The following is a 22867-nucleotide window of genomic DNA, read 5'->3' as shown; positions in this document are numbered from 1 at the left end:
CTGTGGAGGAACGCGGATGCGACTCGGCATCAACCTCGGCTACTGGGGCGCGGGGCTGGACGAGGACAACCTGGCCGTCGCCCGGGAGGCCGACCGCCTCGGCTACGCGGTCTGCTGGGCCGCCGAGGCCTACGGCTCGGACGCCCCCACCGTGCTCGCCTGGGTGGCGGCGCGCACCGAGCGGATCGACGTGGGCTCGGCCATCCTCCAGATCCCGGCGCGGGCCCCGGCGATGACCGCGATGACCGCGGCCACCCTGGACGCGCTCTCCGGCGGCAGGTTCCGCCTGGGCCTCGGCGTCTCGGGGCCGCAAGTCTCCGAGGGCTGGTACGGCGTCCCCTTCGACCGGCCGCTGGCCAGGACCAGGGAGTACGTGGAGATCGTCCGCAAGGCCATGGCCCGCGAGCGCCTCACCCACCAGGGGGAGCACTGGACCCTGCCGCTGCCGGGCGGGCCGGGCAAGCCGATCAAGCTCACGGTGCACCCGGTGCGCGAGCGCATCCCGCTCTACATCGCGGCCATCGGCCCGCGGAACCTCACCCAGACCGGCGAGATCGCCGACGGCGCGCTGCTCGTCTTCTTCTCGCCCGAGCACGCGGAGGAGACGACGCTCCGCCCGCTGCGGGCCGGCCGGGCCAGGATCGGCAAGGACCTGACGGGCTTCGACCTCGTGCCCACCGTGCCGCTCGCCGTCGGCGAGGACGCGGACGCCCTGGCCGACCAGTTCCGCCCCTACGTCGCGCTCTACGTGGGCGGCATGGGCAGCCGCGAGCAGAACTTCTACCACCGGCTGGCCGTGCGCATGGGATACGGGAAGGAGGCGGACCTGATCCAGGAGCGGTACCTCGCCGGGGACCGGGAGGGGGCCGCGGCGGCGGTGCCGGCGGCCCTGCTGCGCGCCACCACGCTGACCGGGCCCGTCGCCGCCGTCGCGGACCGGATGCGGGCCTACGCGGATGCCGGGGTGACCACCCTGACCCTGGCCCCGGCCGGGTTCACCCTGGCGGAGCGGCTGGCCGGGCTGCGCGCCGGGGTCGAGGCCCTGGAGTCGGCCGGCCTGGGCTGACGCGGGCCGCGCCCGCCGCCCCGGCGGGGGCCATCGGGGCCGCCCGCCGCTCGCCTAGGCTTGGCGGCATGCCCACCCTGCTGCTTCTCCGGCACGGCCGCACCACCGCCAACTCCTCGGGCCTGCTCGCCGGGCGCGCCCCCGGCGTCGGCCTCGACGAGTACGGCGCCGCGCAGGCCGCCGCCCTGCCCGGGCGCCTGACCGGCATCCCGCTCGCCCTCGTCGTGCACAGCCCGCTCCAGCGGTGCGTGGAGACGCTGGCTCCGCTGCTCGCCAGGCGAGGCGACCTGCCCACGCACGCCGACGAGCGGATCACCGAGTGCGAGTACGGCGAGTGGACGGGCCGCGCGCTCGGGGAACTCGCCGGGGAACCCCTGATGGCCACCGTCCGCAGCCACCCCTCCGCGGCGGTCTTCCCCGGCGGCGAGTCGCTGCGCGGCATGCAGGCCAGGGTCGTGGAGGCGGTGCGCGACTGGGACGCCAGGGTCGCCGCCGAGCACGGCCAGGAGGCGATTTGGCTGATGTGCACCCACGGTGACAACATCAAGGCGATAGTGGCCGACGCGCTCGGCCTCCACCTCGACCTCTTCCAGCGCATCGCCCCCCACCCGGCCTCCGTGACCGCCATCCGCTACGGCGCGCCGCCCACCGCCCCCCTCCTCCTGCGGTTCGGCGACACCGGCGACCTCGCCGAGTTCGTCCCGCGGACCGAGGCCGCGGCGCGGGATGCGGCGGAGGCGACCCGGGCCCCGGTGGGGGGCGGGGCCTGAACCCGTGAGGGCACCCGTGATCGCCAGGCGCAGTAGGGTGCCAGTGTCCCCAGCAGTCGACCCCCGGAGCAGTGCGTGTCCCGTCAGGTGTTCCTCTACGACCCGCCCGACCGCTTCGTCGCCGGGACGGTCGGGCTGCCTGGCCGCCGTACCTTCTTTCTGCAGGCATCGGCGGCGGGCAGGACCACCAGCGTCGCCCTGGAGAAGGCCCAGGTGGAGGCGCTGGCCGAGCGCATCGACGAGCTACTGGACGAGGTGGTGCGGCGCTCCGGCGGCAACACCTCGGTGCCGGCGGTGGCCCCCGCGGAGCTGACCGACACCGGCCCCCTCCAGTCCCCCGTCGAGGAGGAGTTCCGGGTGGGCACCATGGCCCTCGCCTGGGACAGCGAGAACGAGCGCATGATCGTCGAGGCCCAGGCACTCGTGGAGCTCGACGCGGACTCCGAGGAGGAGTTCGCCGAGGCCGAGGAGCGCCTGCTGCGCGACGACGAGAACGGCCCGCCGATGCTGCGGGTGCGCCTGAGCGGGACGATGGCGCGCGCCTTCGCCAAGCGCGCCCTCGAGGTGGTCAACGCAGGACGGCCGCCGTGCCCGCTGTGCAGCCTGCCGCTCGACCCGGAAGGACACGTATGTCCGCGCCAGAACGGATACCGCCGCAGCCGGAGCTGACCGCCGACGACGCCCAGACGCTGGCCCGCGGCGAGCTGACCGTGCACGGCCGCATCACCTCGGCCTCCAACACCGTGCTGTACGCCACCGCCGACCTGGCCGGGCACCGCCTGCCCTGCGTCTACAAGCCGGTGGCGGGGGAGCGGCCGCTGTGGGACTTCCCCGACGGCACCCTGGCCCAGCGGGAGGTCGCCGCCTACGAGGTCTCGCGGGCCCTCGGCTTCGACCTGGTGCCGCCCACGGTGCTGCGCGACGGGCCGCTGGGGGAGGGCATGGTCCAGCTGTGGGTCGGCCCGGCGCCCGGCGCCGCGCGGGAGGAGGACGAGGAGGCGGAGGAACTCGCCCGCAAGGAGGCCGCGGAGGCCGAGGCGGGCGGCGGCGCGGGCCCCGGGCAATTGCTCGCGCTGCTCGACGCCGAGGAGCCGGGGGAGGGCTGGAAGGCGGTCGGCTTCGCCCGGCTCGACGAGCACAGGACGGCCCTGCTCGTGCACGCCGACGACGAGCGCCTCGCCCGCGTCGCCGCCCTCGACGCGGTGATCAACAACGGCGACCGCAAGGGCGGCCACCTGCTGCCGCTCCCCGACGGCCGGCTCTACGGCATCGACCACGGGGTCACCTTCCACACCGAGAACAAGCTGCGCACCCTGCTGTGGGGCTGGGCCGGCGAGCCGCTGCCCGCCCGCGTGCTGTCCGCGCTGCGCCTGCTCGACGCGGAACTGGCCGAGGGCCGGCCGCTGGCGGACCGGCTCCGGGAGCTGATCACCGCGCAGGAGTGCGCGGCGCTGCGGGCCAGGACGGCCGGGCTGCTGCGCAGCGGCCGCTTCCCCGAGCCGAGCGGCGAGTGGCCCGCGATCCCCTGGCCCCTGGTCTGAGGCCCGGCGCCTCCCGGGGCCAGGCCGGGGCCGGGCCCCCGCCGCTCCCGGACCGCAACCGGCCGCGCCCGCATGGCCGCTTGGCCGCAACCGCCGCGCCCGCCCGGCCGCACCGCCCGCCTCGGCCCGGGACCCGGCCCCGCGGGCGGCGGGCACCGCGCTGTCGTCCCGGCGCGAGGCGCCGGTTAGGCTCGGATCATGTACGCCTGGCCCGCTCCCTCAGTCCCCGTTCTGCCCGGTCAGGGCCCCGACGTCGCCATCCACGACTCGTCGCGCGGTGGCCGGGTGACCCTCGCCCCTGGACCGGTCGCCCGCCTCTACGTCTGCGGCATCACCCCCTACGACGCCACCCACCTCGGCCACGCGGCCACCTACACCGCCTTCGACCTCCTGCAGCGGCTGTGGCTCGACTCCGGCCGCCAGGTGCACTACGTGCAGAACGTCACCGACGTCGACGACCCCCTGCTGGAGCGCGCCGCCGCCACGGGCGAGGAGTGGACGGCGCTCGCCGAACGGGAGACCGCCCTGTTCCGCGAGGACATGACGGCGCTTCGGGTGCTGCCGCCCCGGGACTACCTGGGGGCGGTGGAGTCGATACCGCTGATCGTCCCGCTCGTGGAGCGGCTGCGTGAGACGGGCGCGGCCTACGAACTCGACGGCGACGTCTACTTCTCGGTCGAGTCCGACCGGCGGTTCGGCACCGTCTCCGGGCTGGACGCCGCGGCGATGCGCGCGCTGTCGGCGGAGCGCGGCGGGGACCCGGAGCGGCCGGGCAAGAAGCACCCGGTGGACCCGCTGCTGTGGCGCGCCGCCCGTCCCGGCGAACCCTCCTGGGACGGCGGCGCGCTGGGCGCCGGGCGGCCCGGCTGGCACATCGAGTGCGTCGCCATCGCCCTGGACCGGCTCGGCATGGGCTTCGACGTGCAGGGCGGCGGCTCCGATCTGGTCTTCCCGCACCACGAGATGGGCGCCTCGCACGCCCAGGTGCTCACCGGCGAGCAGCCCTTCGCCCAGGCCTACGTGCACGCCGGCATGGTCGGCTACGAGGGCGAGAAGATGTCGAAGTCCAAGGGCAACCTGGTCCTCGTCTCCCGGCTGCGCGAGGCCGGGGTCGACCCGGCGGCCATCAGGCTGGCGCTGCTCGCCCACCACTACCGCACCGACTGGGAGTGGACCGACGCCGTGCTCGACGAGGCCCTCGGGCGCCTCGCGCGCTGGCGGGCCGCCGTCTCCCGTCCCGACGGGCCCTCGGCCGAGGAGCTGCCGGGACGGGTGCGTGCGGCCCTGGCCGACGACCTCGACGCGCCCGCCGCCCTGGCCGCCGTCGACCGCTGGGCGGAACTCCAGGAACGCGAGGGCGGCCAGGACACCGGCGCGCCCGGCCTGGTCTCCCGCACGGTGGACGCGCTGCTCGGCGTCGCCCTCTAGGCCACGGCGTTCGCGCGCGGGCCCGCCGCTCCCGGCCCAAGTGGGCCGGGAAAGCCGGGCCTTGACCACGCGCCCCCCGGGGGCCGGACGGCCCGGTGCCCCACCGCCCCCGCCCGGCACGGGCACGGCCCGGCCGCCCCGCGGTGCGCGGGGCGGCCGGGCCGTGCCGGGTCTGCCCGCGGGGCCGCGGGCCTCCGGCTACTCCTCGTTCTCTCCCGGGCCCTGCTCCTGCGGCCCTGACTCGCCGCCCTCGGGCGGCCGCCGCCTGGGCCGCGGGTGACCGCTGCCCGGGTCGCGCAGGTACGAGCCGGGGTCGCCGCCCGCGGGGGGCTGCCCGTCGCGCCGCCGCAGATAGCGCTCGAACTCCTTGGCGATCGCCTCGCCCGAGGCCTCCGGCAGCTCCGCGGTGTCCCTGGCCTCTTCCAGGGACTTCACGTACTCGGCGACCTCGCTGTCCTCGGCGGCGAGTTGGTCCACCCCGATCTGCCAGGCCCTGGCGTCCTCCGGCAGGTCGCCGAGGGGCACGCCGAGTCCGAGCAGGTCCTCGAGCGAGTGCAGCAGGGCCAGCGAGGCCTTGGGATTGGGCGGCTGCGCGACGTAGTGCGGCACCGCCGCCCACAGCGTCACGGCGGGCACCCCGGCGTGCGTGCACGCCTCCTGGAGGATGCCCACGATCCCGGTCGGGCCCTCGTAGCGCGACTCCTCCACGTCCAGCGTCCGCGCCAGGTCCTCGTCCGAGGTCACGCTGGTCACCGGCACCGGCCGGGTGTGCGGCGTGTCGCCGAGCAGGGCGCCGAGCACCACCACCATCTCCACGCCGAGTTCGTGGGCGAAGCCCAGGATCTCGTTGCAGAAGGAGCGCCAGCGCATGCTCGGTTCGATGCCGCGCACCAGCACCAGGTCGCGCCGGCGCACCGGGCCCTCCTCCGAGCCGATCCTGACCACGGAAAGCCGCGTGGTCGGCCAGGTGACGCGGCGCACCCCGCCGTCCAGCCAGATGTGCGGCCGGTTGACCTGGAAGTCGTAGTAGTCTTCGGCGTCCAGCGCGGCGAACACCTCGCCCTTCCACTCGCGCTCCAGATGAGCGACCGCGGCGGAGGCGGCGTCACCGGCATCATTCCAGCCTTCGAACGCGGCCACCATGACCGGGTCGACCAGCTCGGGAACTCCTTCGAGCTCGATCACCCAGCGCCTCCTCCCGGCCGGGTCGAGGCGCTGCGCCCGGCCCGGCTGCCGATTGTTCTCTGCGGGCCCAAGCCTACGGCGTGACGGTGCCGTGACCGCAGCCCTCCAACGCCTGGTGAGGGCCCGGGAAGGCAAGCTTTTCGCCGCCCGCGAACGCCCCGGGGGCCGTCAGCCGTTCTCGCCGCCCAGCGTCCCGGCGACCCGGGCCCTGACCTCCTCGGTGTCAAGGCCCCGCACCGTCAGGGTGGTGCGCCTGCGCAGCACGTCCTCCACGGTCTCGGCCCACTCGTGGTCGCGGGCGTAAACGACCTGCGCCCAGATGTCGGGCCCCTCGGGGTGGACGCGCTCGCCCAGCGCGGGGTCCTCGCGGACCAGCCGGGCGATCTCGAAGGCGAGCGAACCGTAGTGGGTGGCCAGGTGCCTGGCGGTCTCCGGGGCGAGGGCCGGGGCGCCGTCCCGGCCGTGGTCGGTGAGCAGCCGGTGGGCGACGGCGTTGGGATTGGCCACGCCGGGCAGCGGGACCCGCCGCACCAGGTCGGAGACCGGCTCCATCTCGGCGGCCAGGGGACCGCCCGGCAGCTTGGCCACCCGGTCCAGCACGGTGCGCCCGATGTGCCGGTACGTCGTCCACTTGCCGCCCGCGACCGAGAGCATGCCGCCCCTGCCCTCGGTGACGACCGTCTCGCGCCTGGCGGACTCGACCCCGCCCGGGCCGCCGGGCAGCACCCGCAGCCCGGCGAAGGCGTAGCCGACCAGCGAGCGGTCCAGGTGCTCGGGGCGCACCGAGATCGCGGCCTCGTCCAGGATCTGCGCGATGTCGGCCTCGGTGGCGCGCACGTCGGCCGGGTCGCCCTCGTACTCCTGGTCCGTGGTGCCCAGCAGCAGCCGGTCCTCCCAGGGCAGGGCGAAGGTGATCCGGTACTTGTCGACCGGGGTGGCCATCGCCGCGCCCCAGGGGGCCCGGGTCCGCAGCACCAGGTGGGCGCCCTTGGACAGCCGGATGCTCGGTGCCGCCCCCGGGTCCTCCAGGCGCCGCAGGTGGTCCACCCAGGGGCCGGTGGCGTTGAGCACCAGCCTGGCCTCGATGCCGAACTCGGCGCCGCCGAGCCGGTCCCTGACCTCGGCGCCGGTGACCCGGCCGCCGGTGTGGCGCAGCCCGACGACCTCCGCGTGGTTGAGCACGGTGGCCCCGGACTGGACGGCGGCCCGCACCGTCATCACGGCGACGCGGGCGTCGTTCATCTGGTGGTCCTGATAGACCGCCACGGCCCGCAGGCCCTCGGTGCGCAGCGCCGGGTTGACCGCGGCGGCCCTGGCGGGCGAGATGACGCGGCCGACGCCGTCGCGGAAGGCGGAGAGCGCCGAGTAGGCGAAGACCCCGGCCCCGAGCTTGGCGGCGCCGTGCGGGCCGCCCCGGTAGACGGGCAGGTGGAAGGTCAGCGGGTTGACCAGGTGCGGGGCGACGTCCCTGGCGAGGACCTGCCGTTCGTGGTGGTTCTCGGCGACCAGCCTGACGGCGCCCGTCTGCAGGTAGCGCAGCCCGCCGTGCACGAGCTTGGAGGAGGCGGAGGAGGTGGCGCCGGCGAAGTCGCCGGCGTCCACCATCGCCACCCGCAGCCCCGACTGCGCGGCGTGCCAGGCCACGGAGGTGCCCAGGATGCCGCCGCCGACGACGAGCAGGTCGAAGGCCGCCTCCGCGAGCCGCGCCCTGGTCTCGGCTCGCCGCCGCGCTCCCGCTATGGCGGCGGAACGGGCGGCGGGGTGCGGGGTGTTCATCCGGTTCAGCTCTCCTCGCCCAGCCAGCCCATGGTCCGCTGCACGGCCTTGAGCCAGAACTGGTACTCCTTGTCGCGTTCCGCCGGGTCCATGTCCGGGGTCCACTCCGCCGCCCGGCGCCAGTTGCGGCGCAGGTCCTCGACGTCCGACCAGAAGCCGACCGCGAGACCCGCGGCGTACGCGGCCCCCAGGCAGGTCGTCTCGGAGACCATCGGGCGCACCACGGGCACGTCGAGGAAGTCCGAGATGCTCTGCATCAGCAGGTTGTTGGAGGTCATGCCGCCGTCCACCTTGAGGGTGGTGAGCTCCATGCCCGAGTCCTTCTTCATGGCGTCGACGATCTCCCTGGTCTGCCAGGCGGTCGCCTCCAGCACGGCCCGGGCCAGGTGCGCCTTGGTGACGTACCGGGTCAGGCCGGCGATGACCCCGCGGGCGTCGGCGCGCCAGTAGGGGGCGAACAGGCCGGAGAAGGCGGGCACGAAGTACGCGCCCCCGTTGTCCTCCACGGAGAGGGCCAGCGTCTCGATCTCGGCGGCGCTCTTGATGAGCCCCATCTGGTCGCGCATCCACTGCACCAGGGCGCCGGTGACGGCGATGGAGCCCTCGAGCGCGAAGACCGGCTGCTGGTCCCCGATGCGGTAGCCGACGGTGGTGACCAGACCCGCGTAGGAGTTGATGGCCTCGGTTCCCGTGTTCATCAGCAGGAACGTGCCGGTGCCGTAGGTGGACTTGCCCTCGCCGACGGAGTAGCAGGTCTGGCCGAACAGCGCCGCCTGCTGGTCGCCGAGCGCGGAGGCGACCGGGACGCCGTCGAGGACGCCGCCCTTGGCGGTGCCGTAGATCTCCGAGGAGGACCTGATCTCGGGGAGGACGGCGGCGGGGACCTCCATGGAGGCGAGGATGCTCTCGTCCCAGGCGAGGGTGCGGAGGTTCATCAGCATGGTCCTGGAGGCGTTGGTGACGTCGGTGACGTGCACGCCGCCGTTGACGCCGCCGGTGAGGTTCCAGATGACCCAGGAGTCCATCGTGCCGAAGAGCAGTTCGCCGCGCTCGGCGCGCTCGCGCAGGCCCTCGACGTTGTCGAGCAGCCAGCGGATCTTCGGCCCGGCGAAGTAGGAGGACAGGGGCAGGCCGGTCTGCCTGCGGAAGCGGTCCTGGCCGACGTTGCGGCCCAGCATCCGGCACAGGGCGTCGGTGCGGGTGTCCTGCCAGACGATGGCGTGGTGCACCGGGACGCCGGTGTTCTTGTCCCACAGCAGGGTGGTCTCGCGCTGGTTGGTGATGCCGATGGCCTTCACCTGGTCCTTGGTGATCTTGGCCTTCTCCAGGGCGCCGGCGACGACTTCCTGGACATTGGCCCAGATTTCGAGGGCGTCGTGTTCCACCCAGCCCGGCTTGGGAAAGATCTGCTCGTGCTCCTTCTGGTCGACGGAGACGACGCGTCCGTCGTGGTCGAAGACGATGCAGCGGCTGGAGGTCGTGCCCTGGTCGATGGCGGCGATGTACTCGCGGTCGGCGGTGTCCGGCATGGTGCGGCTCCTGATCGGGATCTGTGCGGCTTGGGGTCAGAACAACGCGTGGTGAATGCCGGCTCCGAGGACGCCACCGACCAGCGGGCCGACGACGGGTATCCAGGAGTACGACCAGTCGGAGCCGCCCTTGTTCGGCAGCGGCAGCAGCTGGTGGACGATGCGCGGGCCGAGGTCGCGGACCGGGTTGATGGCGTAGCCGGTGGGGCCGCCGAGCGAGAGGCCGATGCCGACGACGACGAGGGCGACCATCAGCGTGCCGGTCCCGGAGACGGCCAGGGCGTCGTTGAGGCCGATGCCGAGGACCAGCAGCACCAGCACGGTGGTGGCGATGATCTCGGTGGCCAGGTTCTGCACCACGTTCCTTATCTCGGGCGCGGTGGAGAACACGCCGAGCACGGGCCCCGGTTCGTCGGCGGCCGGCGCGCGGCGCTCGGCGACCTGGCCCTTGCCCTTGAACGCCTTGGCCCCCGGCGTCTGCGCGCCGCCGAACTCCTCGCGGCCGGCCAGGTGCTCCTGGAAGTGGCCGTAGTAGGCGACCCAGACGAGCAGCGCGCCGATCATGGCGCCGATCAGCTCGCCCGCCATCTGGACCGGCACGTGGTCCCAGTCGCCGCTGTCCACGGCGATGGCCAGGGTCACCGCCGGATTGAGATGCCCGCCCGACAGCTGTCCGGAGACGTATCCGCCGGCCAGGACGGCGACGCCCCAGCCGAGGGTGATCGCCACCCAGCCGGCCTCGAACGCCTTGGATTTCTTGAGCACGACGCCGGCGACCACGCCGCAGCCGAGCAGGGTCAGCACGGCGGTGCCGAGGACCTCGCCGAAAAAGATGTCGGAGCTGGACACCGTGACTCCTTCGTCCTCGTCCAGGTGTTTATCCGGCCGACCTCCGTCCAGTGTTCGACAATGTCGACCATTGACCGGCAGTTTTCTCCCACCCGCACCGTGCGTCAAGGGTCCTGCGGCAGGGAAACGCGCAGGCGTCTGAATTGTCCTAGAAGCGCCCAGCTCCGAGGTCACGCGACACGGACCTGGCGCAGTCCCGCACGGCCGCGACCAGCCGCTGATGCAGGCCCTCGGGGCCCAGCATGCGCTCCTCGGCCCCGGTGATCCCCACGGCGCCCACCGGCACCTTCCTGCGGTCGAGGATCGGCGCCGCGACGGAGGCCACGCCCTCCCAGGTCTCGCCCACGTCGCTCGCCCAGCCGCGGGCCCTGACGTCGTCGAGCAGCGCCTCGAAGTCCGCCGGCTCCGTGACCGTCCGCTCGGTGATCGCCTCGAAGCCGGTCTCCAGCGCCTCGTTGTGCGCCACCGGGTCGAAGGCCGCGAGCACCTTGCCGAGCGCCGTGCTGTGCAGCGGCTGCATGGCGCCGACCTCGAGCACCTGGCGGCTGTCGTCCGGCCGGAAGACGTGGTGCACGATCAGCACCCCCTGCTGGTGCAGCACCCCCAGGTAGGCGCTCTCGCCGCTGGAGCGGGCCAGGTCGTCGGTCCAGACCAGGGCCCGGGCGCGCAGCTCGTGGACGTCCAGGTAGCTGTTGCCGAGCCGCAGCAGCTCGGCGCCGAGCTGGTACTTGCCGGAGTGCGGGTCCTGCTCGACGAAGCCCTCCTGCTGGAGGGTGCGCAGCAGGCCGTGGGTGGTGCCCTTGGCCAGTCCTATGGAGGAGGCGATGTCGGACAGGCCCAGGCGACGCTCCCCGCCCGCCAGCAGGCGCAGCACCGCCGCGGCACGCTCAAGCGACTGGATGGTCCGAGCCATCTGCGTCCGCCCCTTCCCGCTCCACACTCGTCTGCCGTTCGACATTGTCGAACGGCAGGGGGTGATGTCGATACCCCCCAGACCGGAAACGAGTTTATGGCCGCCGGCCGGCCCGAAAGTCCCGCGGCCGTCCGCGCGCCAGCCGTTAGGCTGACCTGGTGCGCTTCCCAGGCCGGAAACGCATAGCCGACAGCCGTCGCACCCGAGGGAGCTTCCCCATGGCCTCGTCCAGCCTTCCCGCCCTCAGCCAGTCCCAGCGAGCCGCGGCCCTCCGCGAGGCGTTCGCCTCCCGCGTGGTGGTCGCCGACGGCGGCATGGGCACGATGCTGCAGGCGCACAACCCCACGCTCGAGGACTTCCGGCAGCTCGAGGGCTGCAACGAGATCCTCAACCTCACCCGCCCCGACATCGTCCGCGCCATCCACCGCGCCTACTTCGACTCGGGCGTGGACTGCGTGGAGACCAACACCTTCGGCGCCAACCTCTCCGCCCTCGGCGAGTACGACATCGCCGACCAGGTGCGGGAGTTGTCCGAGGCGGGCGGCAGGCTGGCCAGAGAGGCCGCCGACGCGTGCACCGCAAAGGACGGCAGGCTGCGCTGGGTGCTCGGCTCGATGGGCCCCGGCACCAAGCTGCCCACCCTCGGCCACGTCCCCTACCCGAAGCTGCGCGACGCCTACCAGCGCAACGCCGAGGGCCTGATCGAGGGCGGCGCCGACGCGCTCATCGTGGAGACCAGCCAGGACCTGCTGCAGGCCAAGGCGGCCGTCCTCGGCGCCCGGCGCGCCCTCACCGCCGCGGGCGCCGACCTCCCCCTCCTGGTCCAGGTCACCGTCGAGACGACCGGCACCATGCTGCTCGGCAGCGAGATCGGCGCCGCGCTGACCGCGCTGGAACCGCTGGGCATCGACATGATCGGCCTCAACTGCGCCACCGGCCCCGCCGAGATGAGCGAGCACCTGCGCTACCTGGCCGGGCACGCGGGCCTCCCGCTGTCCTGCATGCCGAACGCGGGCCTGCCCGTGCTCGGCAAGGACGGCGCCCACTACCCCCTCACGCCCGCCCAGCTGGCCGACGCGCACGAGCGGTTCATCGGCGAGTTCGGCCTCAGCCTGATCGGCGGCTGCTGCGGCACCACCCCCGAGCACCTGCGGCTGGTCGTGGAGCGGGTGCGCGAGCTGACGCCGGCCCCCCGGGACCCGCGGCCCGAGCCCGGGGCCGCCTCGCTCTACCAGAACGTGCCCTTCCGGCAGGACACCTCCTACCTGGCGATCGGGGAGCGGACCAACGCCAACGGCTCGAAGAAGTTCCGCGAGGCCATGCTCGCCGGCCGCTGGGACGACTGCGTGGAGATGGCGCGCGAGCAGATCCGCGAGGGCGCCCACATGCTCGACCTGTGCGTGGACTACGTCGGCCGGGACGGCACGGCGGACATGGCGGAGCTGGCCGGCCGGCTGGCCACCGCCTCGACCCTGCCCCTCGTGCTGGACTCCACCGAGCCCGAGGTGCTCCGGGCCGGCCTCGAAAAGCTGGGCGGCCGGGCCGTCGTCAACTCGGTCAACTACGAGGACGGCGACGGCCCCGACTCCCGCTTCGCCAGGGTGGCCGCGCTGGCCGCCGAGCACGGCGCCGCGCTGATGGCCCTCACCATCGACGAGGAGGGCCAGGCCCGCACCGCCGAGCGCAAGGTGGCCGTGGCCGAGCGGCTGATCGCCGACCTCACCGGGAACTGGGGGATCGCCGAGTCCGACATCCTCGTCGACTGCCTGACCTTCACCATCTGCACCGGGCAGGAGGAGTCCCGCGGCGACGGGGCCGCCACCATCGAGGCCATCAGGGAGCTGAAGCGGCGGCACCCGGACGTGCAGACCACCCTGGGCCTGTCGAACATCTCCTTCGGCCTCAACCCCGCCGCCCGCCTGGTGCTCAACTCGGTCTTCCTCGACGAGTGCGTGCGGGCCGGGCTCGACTCGGCGATCGTGCACGCCGCGAAGATCCTGCCCATCGCCCGCATCGACCCCGAGCAGGTCCGGGTGGCCCGCGACCTGATCTACGACCGGCGCGCCGAGGGCTACGACCCGCTCCAGCGCTTCCTGCAGCTCTTCGAGGGCGTGGACGCGAAGTCGATGCGGGCCGGCAAGACCCAGGAGCTGCTGGCCCTTCCGCTGGAGGAGCGGCTGCAGCGGCGCATCGTCGACGGCGAGCGCAACGGCCTGGAGGCCGACCTGGAGGCGGCCCTCGCCGAACGGCCCGCGCTCGACATCGTCAACGACACCCTGCTCGCGGGGATGAAGACCGTCGGCGAGCTGTTCGGCTCCGGGCGGATGCAACTGCCCTTCGTCCTGCAGTCGGCCGAGGTGATGAAGGCCGCGGTGGCCTACCTGGAGCCGCACATGGAGAAGAGCGAGGAGGGTGCGGGCAAGGGCACCATCGTGCTGGCCACCGTCCGCGGCGACGTCCACGACATCGGCAAGAACCTGGTCGACATCATCCTCACCAACAACGGCTACCAGGTGGTCAACCTCGGCATCAAACAGCCGGTGGCGGCCATCCTGGACGCCGCGGCCGAGCACCGCGCGGACGTCATCGGCATGTCGGGGCTGCTGGTGAAGTCGACCGTCGTGATGAAGGAGAACCTCGAGGAGCTCAACCGCCGCGGCATGGCCGCCGACTACCCCGTCATCCTCGGCGGCGCCGCCCTCACCCGGGCCTACGTGGAGCAGGACCTCCACGAGATCTACGAGGGCGAGGTCCGCTACGCCAGGGACGCCTTCGAGGGACTGCGCCTGATGGACGCCCTGGTGGCCGTCAAGCGGGGCGTGCCGGGCGCCACGCTGCCCGAGCTGAAGCCGCGCCGGGTGCCCCGCAGGAGCGCGCCGCTGCCCGAGCCGGAACCCGGGCGGCCCGCCCGCTCGGCCACGGCCACCGACGTGCCCGTGCCGGCCGCCCCCTTCACCGGCACCAGGATCGTCAAGGGCATCCCGCTGAAGGACTACGCGGAGTGGCTGGACGAGGACGCGCTGTTCAAGGGCCAATGGGGCCTGAAGGCGGGCCGGGGCGACGACGGGCCCTCGTACACCGACCTCGTCGAGAACGAGGGCAGGCCGCGGCTGCGCGGCTGGCTGGACCGGCTGCACACCGGGAACCTCCTGGAGGCCGCGGTGGTCTACGGCTACTTCCCCTGCCACGCCGAGGGCGAGGACCTGGTGATCCTCGACGAGGAGGGCAAGGAGCGCACCCGCTTCACCTTCCCGCGGCAGCGCCGCGGGCGGCGGCTGTGCCTGGCCGACTTCTTCCGCCCCGCGGAATCGGGCGAGACGGACGTGGTCGCCCTGCAGACGGTCACCATCGGCGGGCGGATCAGCGAGGAGACCGCGCAGCTGTTCGCCGCCGACTCCTACCGGGACTACCTGGAGCTGCACGGCCTGTCCGTCCAGCTCGCCGAGGCGCTCGCCGAGTACTGGCACGCCCGGGTCCGCGCCGAGCTCGGCATCGCCGGCGGGGACCCGGCCGACCTGGCGGGAATGTTCCGCACCGAGTACCAGGGCTGCCGCTACTCGCTGGGCTATCCGGCCTGTCCCGACCTGGAGGACCGGGCGAAAATCGCGGAACTGCTCCAGTCGGAGCGCATCGGCGTCACCCTTTCCGAGGAATTCCAGCTTTCCCCGGAACAGTCGACCGACGCCCTGATCCTTCACCACCCGGAAGCGAACTATTTCAACGCCCGCTAACCCGGACGGATGAGATGGCGGCCGACGCTTTGTGCGCCGGTCACGTAAACTGATCGGTCCGGTACAGGCCGGCCGCCCCCACCCGGGGCGGCCGGCCTTCTCGCCCCTTACGGAGGTGCGTGCGGATGACGAGTTCCCTTCCGGCCCTCGACACCCTGATTCCCCTCGGCCCCACTCCCGGGGCCGTGCTCCTCGACATGGACGGCACCCTGGTCGACACCGAGGGCTTCTGGTGGGAAGCCGAGGTCGAGGTCTTCGGCGACCTCGGCCACGCGCTCGCGGACGAACACCGCGAGGTCGTGGTCGGCGGCCCCATGACCAGGAGCGCCGGCTACCTCATCGAGGTCACCGGCGCGGACATCGCGCTGGACGAGCTGCGCGACCTGCTGAACGGCGCCTTCCTGCGCCGCCTGGAGCGCGGCGTGCCGCTGATGCCGGGGGCCAGGCGGCTGCTGACCGAGCTGGCCGCCCACCGGGTGCCGACCGCCCTCGTCTCCGCCTCGCACCGCGAGGTCATCGACCGCGTGCTGGCCTCGCTCGGCGCGGAGAACTTCGCGCTCACCGTCGCGGGCGACGAGCTGCCCCGCAGCAAGCCGCACCCCGACCCCTACCTCGCCGCCGCGCGCGGCCTGGGCGCCGACCCCGGCCGCTGCGTCGCCGTCGAGGACACCGCCACCGGCGTCGCCTCGGCCGAGGCCGCGGGCTGCCGGGTGATCGCCGTCCCCTCGGTCGCGCCCATCGCCCCGGCCGCGGGGCGGACGGTCGTCTCCTCGCTGGAGGAGGTGGACCTCGCCCTGCTGCGCTCCGTGGCGGCCTCGCCCTCCCCTCTGACCCCCGAGGCCCGGCCCCCCGGCGCCCTGCCCCCCGGCTCCCCGGTCCCCGAAGCAGCGGAGCCCGCCACGGGCCGCGGGCCGGCCGCCCAGGGCCCCGCCGCGGCGCCCGCGGTGCCGTGACCTTCCTCACCCGGGGCGGGATCGTCCGCTACGGCGGATAAGGTCGGATCGTCCCCGGAACGCCCCGGCCCGCGGCCCGGCCGCGGGCAGGCCGCCCGGAGGCGGAGCGCCGAGGCAACCGAGGAAAAGGACACGACACGTGAGGAAGCGCGCCCCGGGCACGGTCTTCCCGCTGGTCGCGGCGCTCGCCGCGGCCCTGCTCGCCGGCTGCGGATGGGCCGGCGACGACGGCCCAGGACGGGGCGAGCCGATCGTCATGGGGATGACGGACGACGTGCTGTCCACCGATCCTGCCTCCGGGTACGACCCCGGCTCCTGGCTCGTCTTCAACAACGTCTTCCAGTCCCTGCTGAGCTTCCCCGCGGGCGGCACGGAGCCGCAGCCCGAGGCGGCCGAGAAGTGCGGGTTCACCGACCGGATGAGCCAGCGCTTCACCTGCCGGCTCCGCGACGACCTGCACTTCAGCAACGGCGACGAGCTGACCTCGCGCGACGTCAAGTTCTCCTTCGAGCGGACGCTGCGGATCAACGATCCGGACGGGCCCGCCGTCCTGCTGTCCACGATCGACACCATCGAGACGCCCGACGACACCACGGTCACCTTCCACCTCACGCAGCCCGACGCGACGTTCCCGCAGAAGATAGCCTCGGGCGCCGGCTCGATCGTCGACCACCGCGCGTACCCGGCCGACGCGCTGCGCACCGACGGCGAGGCGGTCGGCTCCGGCGTCTACACCCTCGACAGCTACACCGGCGACGAGGCCGTCTTCGAGGTCAACTCCGGCTACCAGGGCCCGGCCGAGGTGAAGAACTCCGGCATGACGATGCGCCTCTACCACGGCGACCAGCAGGCGCTGAAGGACGCCGTCGAAAACGGCGAGGTGGACGTGGCCTACCGGGGCCTGGCCGGGGAGGACATCGAGGCCCTGGACGCCGCCGCCCGCTCCGGCCGGGGCGAGGGCCTCAAGGTGGTGGACGGCACCAGCGCCGAGGTGCAGCACCTGGTGTTCAACCTGGACGACCCGGTGGCAGGCAACCGAGCCGTCCGCGAGGCCATCGCCTGGCTCATCGACCGAGGCGCCCTGGTGCGCGACGTGTACCACCGCACCGCCGAGCCGCTCTACTCGATCATCCCGGCCGGGATCACCGGCCACAACACGGCCTTCTACGACGCCTACGGCGACGAGCCGCGCCCGGACAAGGCCGAGGAGGCGCTGCGCGCCGCCGGGATCACCGAGCCGGTCGACCTCACGCTGTGGGCCACCCCCGTCCGCTTCGGCCCCGACACCGTGGCCGCCTTCGAGTACCTCGCCGACGAGCTCAACGACAGCGGCCTGTTCCGGGCGCGGGTGCGCAGCGTGGACGCCGCCGCCTTCGCCGAGGGGGTGGCGAACGGCGAGTTCGGCGTCTACGTCCGCGGCTGGGTCCCCGACTACCCCGACCCGGACAACTTCACCGCGCCCTTCTTCGGCCCGGGCAACGTCCTCCAGGGCGGCTACGAGTCCGAGCGGATCACCGGGGAGCTCCTGCCGCACACCGAGACGCTCGGCGACCGGGCGGAGACCCTCGGCGACTTCACCGAACTCCAGGACATCGTCGCCCGGGACCTGCCGCTGATCCCGCTGTGGCAGGGCCACCAGTACGCCGTCGCCGCCGAGGAGATCGACGGCCTCCAGTGGTCTCTCGACGCCTCGACGGTCTTCCGCTTCTGGGAGATCGGCAAGTCCACCGACGGCTAGCCCGCCGGCGGCCGGTGCGCCGCAGGCCGGGCCGGAGCACGCCGGCGGCCGGGCCGCCCCGGCCGCGCCCGCCCGCTCAGCTGCCGGGCCGGACCAGCCCGCTCTCGTAGGCGAACACCGCCGCCTGCACCCGGTCCCGCAGCTCCAGCTTGGTCAGCACGTGGCCCACGTGCGTCTTCACCGTCGTCTCGCTGACGAAGAGGTCCGCCGCGATCTCCGCGTTCGACAGGCCGCGGGCGACGAGCTTCAGCACCTCGACCTCCCGCTCCGTCAGCCGTTGCAGCGCGTCCGGCAGGGGCTCCTCGCCCGAGGGCAGCCGTTCGGCGTACATGTCGAGCAGCCGCCTGGTGACGCTCGGCGCCAGCATCGCCTCGCCCGCCGCCACCACCCGGATCGCCTGCACCAGCTCCGCCGCAGGCGCGTCCTTCAGCAGGAAGCCGCTGGCCCCCGCCCGCAGCGCCTCCACCACGTACTCGTCCAGGTCGAAGGTGGTCAGCACCAGGACCTTGACCGGCCCGTCCTTGGCCGGGCCGGTGATCTGCCGGGTCGCCTCCACGCCGTCCATCCGCGGCATCCTGATGTCCATCAGCACCACGTCGGGCTGCAGCGCCCGCACCTGCTCCAGCGCCTGCAGGCCGTCCCCGGCCTCGCCCACGACGGCGACGTCCGGCTCCGCCTCCAGGATCATCCGGAACCCGGTGCGCAGCAGCGGCTGATCGTCGACCAGCAGTACGCGGATCGGCATGTGGGGACCCTTCCTCCGGGGCACGGCGAACGCCGCGAGAGCAGGCCCCCATTCTCCCGCACGGCCGCCGCGTCACCGCGCCGGGGCGGCCCCGGCCGGCTCCTGCCCAGGGCCGTCCTCCCCGGCCTCGCCCTCGCCTCCCGCCGGGTCCCCGGCGCGGTCCCCGGCCGTGACCCCGAAGCCGTCGCCCTCCGCCTCGCCCGGCAGGGCCAGCGGCAGCTCCCGCTGCACCGTCAGCGGGTAGGGCGGGGGAGTGCCGCCGAACTCGGGGCAGCGCGACTGGTGATCGCACCAGTCGCACAGACGCCCCCGGTTCGGCCGCCAGTCGCCGCTCTCGGTGGCCCGCCTGATCGCCTGCCACAGCGCCACCAGCTTGCGCTCCACCCCCCGCAGGTCCTCCTCGTCCGGGTCGTAGGTGAGCACGTCCCCGCTGCCCAGGTAGACCAGCTGGAGCCGCCGTGGCACCGAGCCGCGCAGCCGCCACAGCACCAGGGCGTAGAACTTCATCTGGAACAGCGCGCCGCCCGCGTACTGGGGGGAGGGCGCCTTGCCCGTCTTGTAGTCCACGATCCGCACCTCGCCCGTCGGTGCGACGTCCACCCGGTCGATCACCCCGCGCAGCCGCAGCCCGGACTCCAGCCTGGTCTCGACGAACAGCTCCCGCTCCGCCGGCTCGAGGCGCGTGGGGTCCTCCAGCGTGAACCACCGCTCGACCAGCGCCTCGGCCTGCGCCAGCCATTGCGCCAGGCGCTCCCGGTCCACCTCGCCGCCCGCCGGGTCCCCCGACCCGCCCGCGCCCGCCCCGTCCTCCGCCCCGCCCCCGCCTTCCGCGCCTTCGGACTCGCCCGCGTCCCGGGCCGCGGCGAACAGCTGCGCCAGCTCGGGCCGCCTGGCCAGCAGCCGCTCCCACTCGGGCACCACCAGGGCCCGCGCCCGGCGCGGATCGCGCTGCTCGGGCGGCGCGTCGAAGATCCGCTCGAGCACCGCGTGCACCACCGTGCCGCGCGTCGCCGCCTCGCTCGGCGCCTCGGGCAGTTTGTCGATCACCCGGAAGCGGTACAGCAGGGGACACTGCATGAAGTCGGCGGCCCTGGAGGGAGAGAGCGAGTCGGGAGGCGTGGCGATGGACCCAGTCATGGAGCGAACCCTACGGCGCGTCACTGACAGGTAGCCCATACCATCGACTCGGAGCCCGAGAGCACGGCGTCAGCGTCATGCAGGAGCGAGGCGCCGCACCCGATGACGACGAGGCCGAGAGGCGACGAGGGGAACCGGTGGGAGACTCGGACAGCGACCGCACGGCGTCGGCCGCCCAGGGCCCTGAGGCCGGGGGCGTGGACGCGGACGGCCCCCGGCCCCCCGAGGGCGCCGGCGGCGGCTTCCTCATGGGCAGGCTCTTCGGCGTACCCGTGTACGTGGCCCCCAGCTGGTTCCTCGTCGCCGCCCTGATCACCTGGTTCTTCGGCAACCAGCTGGGCCGCGTGCTCCCCGAACTCGGCGGCGGACGGTACCTCGTCTCGCTCTTCTTCGCGGTGGCCTTCTACGCCTCCGTGCTGGTCCACGAGCTGGCCCACACGGTGGCCGCCCTGCGCTTCCGGCTCCCGGTGCGCCGCATCCAGCTCCAGTTCTTCGGCGGCGTCTCCGAGATCGAGAAGGAGTCGCCCACGCCCGGCCGGGAGTTCGTGCTGGCCGGCGTCGGCCCCCTGCTCTCCCTGCTGCTCTCCGGCGTCTTCTACCTCGGCATGCTCGCCGTGGAGTCAGGCACCGTGCCCGGCGTGCTGCTGGCCGGCCTGATGATCTCCAACCTGGTCGTCGCCGGGTTCAACCTGCTCCCCGGGCTGCCCCTGGACGGCGGCCGGATGCTGCGGGCCGTCGTGTGGAAGCTCTCGGGCAGCCCCATGTCCGGCACCGTGGCCGCGGCCTGGACCGGCCGCGCCCTGGCCGTCGCCGTCCTGGTCGGCTTCCCGCTCGCCACCCACGTCGGCGCCGGCGAGAACGAGTCCTACACGGGCCTGGAATCCCTCACCGACGCCCTGCTCGCCGCGATCCTGGCGGCCATCATCTGGACCGGCGCCGGCAACAGCCTGCGGATGGCCAGGCTCCGCGAGCGCCTGCCCGCCCTCAACGCCCGGGCCCTCACCCGCCGGGCCGTGCCGGTCACCGCGGAGACCCCGCTGTCCGAGGCCCTGCGCCGGGCCAACGACGCCGGGGCGCGGGCGCTGGTCGTCGTCGACGGACAGGGCGACCCCGTCTCCGTCGTCCGCGAGACCGGCATCGCCGGCGTGCCCCAGCACCGCCGGCCCTGGGTCGCCGTCAGCAGCCTGGCCAACGACCTGACCGAGGGCATGCGGGTGCCCGCCGACCTCACCGGCGAGGGCCTCCTCGAACACCTGCGGGCCACCCCGGCGACCGAGTACCTGGTGGTCGAGCCGACCGGCGAGATCTACGGCGTCCTGTCCACGAGCGACGTCGAGCGGGCCTTCATCGACGCCATGGCCAGGCCCCCCGCCCACCCGCAGGCCCCGCCCGCGGCCTGAGCCCCTCCCCGCGTGGACTAGGCTTGCCGCCATGTCCGAACCGACCGGTGCAGCCCGCCGTCGCGGGCCCTTCGCGGTCGGGGACCAGGTCCAGCTCACCGACCCCAAGGGACGCCACTACACGTTCACGCTCGAAGCAGGGAAGAGCTTCCACACCCACAAGGGCGCCTTCCCGCACGACGAGCTGATCGGCGCCCCCGAGGGCACGGTCGTCCGCACCACCGGGAACGTCGCCTACCTCGCGCTGCGCCCCCTGCTCCCCGACTACGTCCTGTCCATGCCGCGCGGCGCCGCCGTGGTCTACCCCAAGGACGCGGGGCAGATCCTCGCCATGGCGGACATCTTCCCCGGCGCCCGCGTCGTGGAGGCGGGAGTGGGCTCGGGCTCACTCAGCATGTTCCTGCTGCGCGCGATCGGCGACCAGGGCATGCTGCACTCCTACGAGCGCCGGGCCGACTTCGCCGCCATCGCCCAGGAGAACGTCGCCAGGTACTTCGGCGGCCCGCACCCCGCCTGGCAGGTCACCGTCGGCGACCTCCAGGACGAGCTGTCGGACACCGAGGTGGACCGCGTCATCCTCGACATGCTGGCCCCCTGGGAGTGCCTGGACGCCGTCTCCAAGGCGCTGGTGCCCGGCGGCATCCTGTGTGCCTACGTCGCCACCACCACCCAGCTGGCGCGCACGGTGGAGACCATCCGCGAGCACGGCACCTTCAACGAGCCGACCGCCTGGGAGACGATGGTCCGCACCTGGCACGTCGAGGGGCTCGCCGTCCGCCCCGACCACCGCATGATCGGCCACACCGGCTTCCTGCTCACCGCCAGGCGCCTCGCCGACGGGGTGGAGCCGCCGCTGCGCCGCCGGCGCCCGGCCCCCGGCGCGTACGGAGCCGACTACACCGGCCCTGGCGGCGCCTGACGGAGGGCACCCCGCCGTTCACCGCGGGTGAGACCTGTGACACGATGCGGTGCGCCCGCCACGGCGGGCGAACCGCGCCCCCGCCGCACCCGGCGGCCCCCCACCCCGCGGAGCCCCGTGGCTCCGGCAGCTGTCCGTCTCTCCCGGAGGAGTCACCCACGTGCCACTCCCGGCAGGCCACGACGCGCTCCCGCACACCCGCACCCGCCCCGCCCACTGGCTGATCACCGCGGCCGCCCTCGCCGCCGCGGCCGGGCTCGCGGTGCTGCTCCAGCCCTCCGACGCCGGCGCCACCGCGGAGGCCACCCCGGGCGCCGCCGCGGAGAGCCCTCCGCCCGGCGAGCCGGAGACCCCGGCACCCGGCGCCTCGCAGGAACCGGCCGGGGCGCCGCAGGAGGCCCCCGACGCCGCCGAGGCCACCTACCCGCTCGACTGCGGCCCCTTCGAGGTGGCGGTGACGGATCAGGCCGTCGTCGACCTCGAATCCGACGGGCAGCCCGAGACGGTGGCGGTGGTCCGCTGCGACGCCGCCTCCGGCAGCCCGCCCAACGGCGTGTACCTGCTCACCGCCCCCGCACGCGCCGGCGACCCGCCGCGGGTCGAGGCCACCCTGGTGGACCCGGCGGAGCGGATGACCGTGGACCGGCTGCGGGCCGAGGACGCCTCGATCTCCCTGCGGCTGTTCGGCTACTCCTCGCCCGACGTGCCGCGCTGCTGCCCCGACCTGCAGCGCGACGTCAGCTGGAGCCTGCGGGACGGGGTCCTGACCCTGGACCCGGCGCCCCCGCCGAACAGCATCTGAAGGGCCCCGCGGAACGCCGTCCGGGGCGCCGGGCCGCCGGCGCCCCGGCGGCTCAGGCCGCGTCGGGGCCGTAGACCTCCGCGCCGTCCGCCCTGCGGCGCACGTGGATGCACTGCCCCGGGCAGTCCTTCGCCGAGGCCGCCACGTCGCGCAGCAGCGGCAGCGGCACCCGCGCGGTGGCCCCGGGCTCGGTCAGCAGCTCCGCCTCCGTGCCCGCGGGCACCGGGGGCTTCACATAGGCAAGCCCGTCGATGTCAAGTTCGAACACCTCGGGGGCGTACTGGGCACAGATCCCATCCCCCGTGCAGAGGTCCTGATCGATCCAGACCTCAAGATCCTCGGCGGCGTCGTTCTGGGCGGACATAGGGCCTGCCGTTTCTCATCG

18 protein-coding genes and 1 pseudogene are annotated in these 22867 nt (G+C 73.9%); 11 read left to right on the top strand and 8 right to left on the bottom strand.

All coding sequences use genetic code 11. From position 1 onward, the window contains the following. Window positions 1–16: 16 nt before the first annotated feature. The 5 genes from D7294_RS25535 (at window position 17) to mshC (ending at window position 4805) form a co-directional block, all read left to right on the top strand. Complete coding sequence (locus D7294_RS25535; protein ID WP_120683775.1) at window positions 17–1066, top strand: LLM class F420-dependent oxidoreductase; 1050 nt, start codon at window positions 17–19, stop codon at window positions 1064–1066. Between the two features lie 68 nt (window positions 1067–1134). Further along, window positions 1135–1836, top strand: a complete 702-nt coding sequence (locus D7294_RS25530; RefSeq protein ID WP_120683773.1) for an MSMEG_4193 family putative phosphomutase — start codon at window positions 1135–1137, stop codon at window positions 1834–1836. A 75-nt stretch (window positions 1837–1911) separates the two neighbouring features. Further along, window positions 1912–2505, top strand: coding sequence for a DUF3090 domain-containing protein (locus D7294_RS25525; RefSeq protein ID WP_120683771.1), 594 nt, complete (start codon window positions 1912–1914; stop codon window positions 2503–2505). Further along, entirely contained in the window at window positions 2466–3377 is a 912-nt protein-coding gene (locus D7294_RS25520; RefSeq protein ID WP_120683769.1) for an SCO1664 family protein, read from the top strand. Before D7294_RS25525 ends, D7294_RS25520 begins: the two co-directional genes overlap by 40 nt. Before the next feature lie 198 nt (window positions 3378–3575). After that, window positions 3576–4805 carry a cysteine--1-D-myo-inosityl 2-amino-2-deoxy-alpha-D-glucopyranoside ligase gene (gene mshC / locus D7294_RS25515; RefSeq protein ID WP_120683767.1) on the top strand — a complete coding sequence of 410 codons (1230 nt, stop codon included), beginning with the start codon at window positions 3576–3578 and terminating at the stop codon, window positions 4803–4805. 198 nt (window positions 4806–5003) lie between these two features. Here mshC and D7294_RS25510 read toward each other — a convergent pair whose 3' ends face one another. The 5 genes from D7294_RS25510 to D7294_RS25490 form a co-directional block, all read right to left on the bottom strand. Further along, window positions 5004–5990 carry a PAC2 family protein gene (locus tag D7294_RS25510; RefSeq protein ID WP_120683765.1) on the bottom strand — a complete coding sequence of 329 codons (987 nt, stop codon included), beginning with the start codon at window positions 5988–5990 and terminating at the stop codon, window positions 5004–5006. A 168-nt stretch (window positions 5991–6158) separates the two neighbouring features. Beyond that, window positions 6159–7766 carry a glycerol-3-phosphate dehydrogenase/oxidase gene (locus tag D7294_RS25505; RefSeq protein ID WP_120683763.1) on the bottom strand — a complete coding sequence of 536 codons (1608 nt, stop codon included), beginning with the start codon at window positions 7764–7766 and terminating at the stop codon, window positions 6159–6161. Between the two features lie 5 nt (window positions 7767–7771). Then, a complete protein-coding gene (gene glpK, locus D7294_RS25500; protein WP_120683761.1) occupies window positions 7772–9295 on the bottom strand; it encodes a glycerol kinase GlpK in 1524 nt (507 codons plus the stop codon). A gap of 36 nt (window positions 9296–9331) precedes the next feature. Then, the gene (locus D7294_RS25495) at window positions 9332–10144 is read right to left on the bottom strand and encodes an MIP/aquaporin family protein (RefSeq protein ID WP_120683759.1); all 813 of its coding nucleotides are present in this window, start codon (window positions 10142–10144) and stop codon (window positions 9332–9334) included. Between the two features lie 148 nt (window positions 10145–10292). Next, on the bottom strand, window positions 10293–11057 hold the full coding sequence (locus D7294_RS25490) for an IclR family transcriptional regulator (RefSeq protein WP_120683757.1): 765 nt from the start codon (window positions 11055–11057) through the stop codon (window positions 10293–10295). A gap of 218 nt (window positions 11058–11275) precedes the next feature. Here D7294_RS25490 and metH point away from each other — a divergent pair, with 218 nt between their 5' ends. The 3 genes and pseudogenes from metH to D7294_RS25475 all read left to right on the top strand — a co-directional run bounded on the left by metH (window position 11276) and on the right by D7294_RS25475 (window position 17479). Beyond that, window positions 11276–14788: a methionine synthase gene (gene metH, locus D7294_RS25485; protein ID WP_120683756.1), complete on the top strand. Its 3513-nt coding sequence runs from the start codon at window positions 11276–11278 to the stop codon at window positions 14786–14788. A 125-nt stretch (window positions 14789–14913) separates the two neighbouring features. After that, a pseudogene (locus D7294_RS25480) lies at window positions 14914–15597 on the top strand (HAD family hydrolase); the annotation flags it as partial. A gap of 283 nt (window positions 15598–15880) precedes the next feature. Further along, window positions 15881–17479 (top strand): ABC transporter substrate-binding protein, encoded by a 1599-nt coding sequence (locus D7294_RS25475; protein ID WP_241562612.1) that lies wholly within the window; start codon window positions 15881–15883, stop codon window positions 17477–17479. A gap of 76 nt (window positions 17480–17555) precedes the next feature. Here D7294_RS25475 and D7294_RS25470 read toward each other — a convergent pair whose 3' ends face one another. Beyond that, window positions 17556–18224 (bottom strand): response regulator, encoded by a 669-nt coding sequence (locus tag D7294_RS25470; RefSeq protein ID WP_120683752.1) that lies wholly within the window; start codon window positions 18222–18224, stop codon window positions 17556–17558. Window positions 18225–18296: 72 nt separating this feature from the next. Then, a complete protein-coding gene (locus D7294_RS25465; protein WP_120683750.1) occupies window positions 18297–19361 on the bottom strand; it encodes a RecB family exonuclease in 1065 nt (354 codons plus the stop codon). A 77-nt stretch (window positions 19362–19438) separates the two neighbouring features. Here D7294_RS25465 and D7294_RS25460 point away from each other — a divergent pair, with 77 nt between their 5' ends. The 3 genes from D7294_RS25460 (at window position 19439) to D7294_RS25450 (ending at window position 22482) form a co-directional block, all read left to right on the top strand. Beyond that, complete coding sequence (locus D7294_RS25460) at window positions 19439–20761, top strand: site-2 protease family protein (RefSeq protein WP_120683748.1); 1323 nt, start codon at window positions 19439–19441, stop codon at window positions 20759–20761. Between the two features lie 31 nt (window positions 20762–20792). Beyond that, a complete protein-coding gene (locus D7294_RS25455) occupies window positions 20793–21680 on the top strand; it encodes a tRNA (adenine-N1)-methyltransferase (protein ID WP_120683746.1) in 888 nt (295 codons plus the stop codon). Between the two features lie 160 nt (window positions 21681–21840). Further along, the gene (locus D7294_RS25450; protein ID WP_120683744.1) at window positions 21841–22482 is read left to right on the top strand and encodes a hypothetical protein; all 642 of its coding nucleotides are present in this window, start codon (window positions 21841–21843) and stop codon (window positions 22480–22482) included. Window positions 22483–22534: 52 nt separating this feature from the next. Here the strand turns inward: D7294_RS25450 and D7294_RS25445 are convergent, their stop codons facing one another. After that, on the bottom strand, window positions 22535–22846 hold the full coding sequence (locus D7294_RS25445; RefSeq protein WP_120683742.1) for a ferredoxin: 312 nt from the start codon (window positions 22844–22846) through the stop codon (window positions 22535–22537). Window positions 22847–22867: the final 21 nt, after the last annotated feature.

Source organism: Streptomyces hoynatensis (genome assembly GCF_003626535.1).
In the GTDB taxonomy this organism is placed as follows: domain Bacteria; phylum Actinomycetota; class Actinomycetes; order Streptomycetales; family Streptomycetaceae; genus Streptomyces; species Streptomyces hoynatensis.
Note: the sequence above shows the minus strand (reverse complement) of the source record. Positions and strands in the feature narration are given on the sequence as shown.

What these genes read in the sequence shown, in the direction of transcription:
- D7294_RS25520 (WP_120683769.1), top strand. Translation starts at nt 2,466, where the DNA reads ATGTCCGCGCCAGAACGGATACCGCCGCAGCCGGAGCTGACCGCCGAC.
- metH (WP_120683756.1), top strand. Translation starts at nt 11,276, where the DNA reads ATGGCCTCGTCCAGCCTTCCCGCCCTCAGCCAGTCCCAGCGAGCCGCG.
- D7294_RS25490 (WP_120683757.1), bottom strand. Translation starts at nt 11,057, where the DNA reads ATGGCTCGGACCATCCAGTCGCTTGAGCGTGCCGCGGCGGTGCTGCGC.
- mshC (WP_120683767.1), top strand. Translation starts at nt 3,576, where the DNA reads ATGTACGCCTGGCCCGCTCCCTCAGTCCCCGTTCTGCCCGGTCAGGGC.
- D7294_RS25470 (WP_120683752.1), bottom strand. Translation starts at nt 18,224, where the DNA reads ATGCCGATCCGCGTACTGCTGGTCGACGATCAGCCGCTGCTGCGCACC.
- D7294_RS25460 (WP_120683748.1), top strand. Translation starts at nt 19,439, where the DNA reads ATGCAGGAGCGAGGCGCCGCACCCGATGACGACGAGGCCGAGAGGCGA.
- D7294_RS25505 (WP_120683763.1), bottom strand. Translation starts at nt 7,766, where the DNA reads ATGAACACCCCGCACCCCGCCGCCCGTTCCGCCGCCATAGCGGGAGCG.
- D7294_RS25455 (WP_120683746.1), top strand. Translation starts at nt 20,793, where the DNA reads ATGTCCGAACCGACCGGTGCAGCCCGCCGTCGCGGGCCCTTCGCGGTC.
- glpK (WP_120683761.1), bottom strand. Translation starts at nt 9,295, where the DNA reads ATGCCGGACACCGCCGACCGCGAGTACATCGCCGCCATCGACCAGGGC.
- D7294_RS25465 (WP_120683750.1), bottom strand. Translation starts at nt 19,361, where the DNA reads ATGACTGGGTCCATCGCCACGCCTCCCGACTCGCTCTCTCCCTCCAGG.
- D7294_RS25530 (WP_120683773.1), top strand. Translation starts at nt 1,135, where the DNA reads ATGCCCACCCTGCTGCTTCTCCGGCACGGCCGCACCACCGCCAACTCC.
- D7294_RS25445 (WP_120683742.1), bottom strand. Translation starts at nt 22,846, where the DNA reads ATGTCCGCCCAGAACGACGCCGCCGAGGATCTTGAGGTCTGGATCGAT.
- D7294_RS25535 (WP_120683775.1), top strand. Translation starts at nt 17, where the DNA reads ATGCGACTCGGCATCAACCTCGGCTACTGGGGCGCGGGGCTGGACGAG.